Origin of the sequence: Vibrio sp. Vb0304 (assembly GCF_033338995.1) — a bacterium.
GTDB classification, from domain to species: Bacteria; Pseudomonadota; Gammaproteobacteria; order Enterobacterales; family Vibrionaceae; genus Vibrio; species Vibrio alginolyticus.
Genome location: NZ_JAWOTT010000218.1, coordinates 1 through 1,199, shown reverse-complemented (window position 1 = coordinate 1,199; position 1,199 = coordinate 1). Strand labels below are relative to the sequence as shown.

Below are 1,199 nucleotides of genomic sequence, written 5' to 3'. Positions count from 1 at the left end.
TAACTATGACCGAATATGTTTTGTTGTTGGTCGGCACTGTGCTGGTGAACAACTTTGTACTGGTGAAGTTTTTGGGCTTGTGTCCATTTATGGGCGTGTCTAAAAAACTGGAAACAGCAATAGGCATGGGATTAGCAACCACTTTTGTGCTAACCCTTGCATCTGTGTGTGCGTACTTAGTGGAAAGCTATATCTTGCGACCGCTCGGTATCGAGTACTTAAGAACCATGAGCTTTATTTTGGTGATCGCTGTCGTGGTACAGTTCACCGAGATGGTGGTACACAAAACTAGCCCGACCCTTTATCGCTTGCTTGGTATCTTCTTACCACTGATCACGACCAACTGTGCCGTATTGGGTGTTGCACTTCTCAACATCAATGAGAATCATAACTTCATCGAATCTATCATTTATGGTTTTGGTGCAGCCGTCGGTTTCTCACTTGTATTGATCCTTTTTGCTTCTATGCGTGAGCGTATCGCTGCGGCTGACGTGCCTGTTCCATTTAAAGGTGCATCGATTGCAATGATCACAGCGGGTTTAATGTCGCTTGCTTTCATGGGCTTTACAGGTTTGGTGAAGTAAACAATGAGTACGATTTTAATTGCGATCATCGCACTCGCTGTGCTTGCTGCGATTTTTGGTGCCATTCTTGGTTTTGCTTCTATTCGCTTTAAAGTTGAAGCGGATCCTATCGTGGATCAAATCGACGCGATTCTTCCACAAACACAATGTGGCCAATGTGGTTATCCAGGCTGTCGACCATACGCAGAAGCGATTGCGAATGGAGACAACATCAATAAGTGTCCTCCCGGCGGTCAAGCAACCATCGAAAAACTCGCAGACTTAATGGGTGTGGAACCTGAAGAGTCGGCACACGATCTAGACAGCAAAGTACCGACCGTTGCCTTCATTCACGAAGATATGTGTATCGGTTGTACTAAGTGTATTCAAGCTTGTCCTGTTGATGCGATTGTTGGTGGGACAAAAGCCGTTCACACGGTCATCAAAGACGAATGTACAGGCTGCGACTTGTGTGTCGCGCCATGTCCAACCGATTGTATTGAAATGATTCCTGTGGAAACCACCACAGATAGCTGGAAGTGGCAACTTAACGCCATCCCAGTGGTTAACATTACGGATGCTGCCCGCGATGCAGCGAACGTGAAAGATTCAATTAAGTAAGGTTTCGTATGTTGT

The 1,199-nt window shown here is 45.8% G+C and carries 2 protein-coding genes; both read left to right on the top strand.

Features of this window, described 5'->3' with window-relative positions; all coding sequences use genetic code 11:
- The first annotated feature begins 5 nt into the window (after nt 1–5).
- Nucleotides 6–584 carry an electron transport complex subunit RsxA gene (gene rsxA / locus R7P35_RS25130; protein WP_005380762.1) on the top strand — a complete coding sequence of 193 codons (579 nt, stop codon included), beginning with the start codon at nt 6–8 and terminating at the stop codon, nt 582–584.
- A 3-nt stretch (nt 585–587) separates the two neighbouring features.
- Entirely contained in the window at nt 588–1,184 is a 597-nt protein-coding gene (gene rsxB, locus R7P35_RS25125; protein ID WP_005494493.1) for an electron transport complex subunit RsxB, read from the top strand.
- The last annotated feature ends 15 nt before the right edge of the window (nt 1,185–1,199 follow it).